General features: G+C 36.4%; 1 protein-coding gene. It reads left to right on the top strand.

The features are described from left to right. Positions 1–84 precede the first annotated feature (84 nt). Complete coding sequence (locus VB711_RS07715; protein WP_323285259.1) at positions 85–1,584, top strand: MBOAT family protein; 1,500 nt, start codon at positions 85–87, stop codon at positions 1,582–1,584. Positions 1,585–2,115: the final 531 nt, after the last annotated feature.

Raw genomic sequence — 2,115 nt, 5'->3', positions numbered from 1 at the left:
GACTCCTAGCCCTAGTCAAAAGACTTTTTTCTCAAACCCTACTTCCTTTTGGTATAGCCTACCGTTAGATTCAACATTTACAAAATGAAGTTTATATCAATTTTTTACGGATTTTTCTTGCTGAGTGTCTTAGGCATTTATTGGTCAGTAACCGAACAAAAATTAAAATTATGGACACTATTAATCGCTAGTGTTGTATTCTATGCTTCTTGGAATATTCAATATTTACCATTAATACTATTGCTTACCTTTATTAACTTTCGTCTAGGTCTAGAAATTGGCAAAAATACCTCACCAGGAAAACATACCCAAGACTGGCGTATTTCTAATGAAGAATGGCAAATTGCCCAAGCAGATTGGAATCTTCGACGGCTGAAAATTTTATGGATAGGGATATTTTTTAATGTTACCATTTTACTAACCTTTAAATATTTATCTATTGCCTTAAAATTTATTTTTAATTTATCCGCAAATTCCCCAGAAACATCTTTTAAATTAATCGCTCCTTTAGGAATATCTTTTTTTATATTCGAGTGTATCGCCTATTTAATAGATATCTATCGTGGCGCACCTGCCACAAATCAGTTCTTAAAATTTGCCACCTATAAATTATTATTTACTAAATTTATCTCTGGACCAATTACTCGTTACCACAACCTAGAAACTCAATTTAACCACCTGCAATTTCCCAATATTCATAGAATCTCAGAAGGCTTATGGTTAATTGCTAGAGGTGCAGTTAAAAAAGGAATCTTAGCAGACAACTTAGGTATCTTTGTTGATTTATGTTTTGGTAACTTGCAAAGAGCCGGCAGTTCTGATATTTGGTTAGCTACATTTGCTTATGGACTACAACTATATTTAGATTTTAACGGTTATGTAGATATTGCCCGTGGTAGTGCTTTACTTTTTGGTTTAACATTACCCGAAAACTTCGATTTTCCTTACTTCAGCATTAGTATTGCCGATTTTTGGCGACGCTGGCATATAACTTTAGGCGATTGGTTGCGTAATTATCTTTACTTTCCTTTAGGTGGTTCTCGTCAAGGCTTAATTCGTACCTGTGTAAACCTCATCACTGTCATGTTAGTTGCTGGTATTTGGCACGGTTCGTCCTGGGGTTTCGTTGTTTGGGGAGCATTGCATGGTATAGCTTTAGCAGTTCATCGCTTAGTTGATGCCGCCAGCGATCGCTATTCTACCCTAGCAAAACTTTGGCAAAACCCCCTGGGAGTAATTTTCGCCTGGCTATTAACCCAAATCATGGTATTCACATCTTGGATTTGGTTTCGTCTCCCCAACCTCCAAGACTCCACCTTAGCAATTCAACACCTATGGGGACACACTGCTGATGCCCAATTTGCCCAAAAAGTCTATGTAGAAGCCCTCAACATCACCCAATACCAACTTACTTGGTTATTAATTGCTCTAGCCGTCCTCATGAGCATAGTTTATACCTTAAAGCAAGGACTAAAACTAGAATTAAGCTGGCCAATCAAACTCGTATTCGTCCCATTTTGCTTTTATGCCGTTTGGTTACTAGCCCCCGAAGGCAGCTTACCCTACATTTACTTCGATTTTTAACCTTTCTAGGAGTTACCCATGGATTTTATCTCTTGTAGGGTGCGTCAGACCCGATAATTTGGCACAAAACAGATTTTTCCTATCTGACGCACCGCACTAATATGGGATTCCAAAAGCCTGAAAATAGGCAATTTCGTTCATACATATCATCTGCATTTTGTACAGTGCGTAAGTCCTAGTATATTTTGTAGGGTGCGTCAGACAGAATAATTTAGGATAAAATCGCTAATTTTAAGCTTCTGACGCACCTTATTTGATCTAACTAGCAGCTTACGTTATCTACCGCACCGCACCAATAAGCGATTTCCTTGATACATATCATCTACATTTTGTACAGTGTGTAAGTCCTACTTTCTTTATACCTCTGAGTTAGATATAAATATTTTTTATGTAAAAGACAAAATACATAAGAAAATAAATATTAGAAAAAATATAAATTCATGTTAAGTTTATTAGTAAGGACGGACACAAATTCGTTCTCATAAAATGTTTCCAAAATTACCGCCCAAAATTACCGCAATTATAAACAAA

Origin of the sequence: Cronbergia sp. UHCC 0137, assembly GCF_034932285.1 — a bacterium.
Lineage (GTDB): Bacteria > Cyanobacteriota > Cyanobacteriia > Cyanobacteriales > Nostocaceae > Cronbergia.
This window is presented reverse-complemented; position numbering and strand designations above follow the sequence as displayed.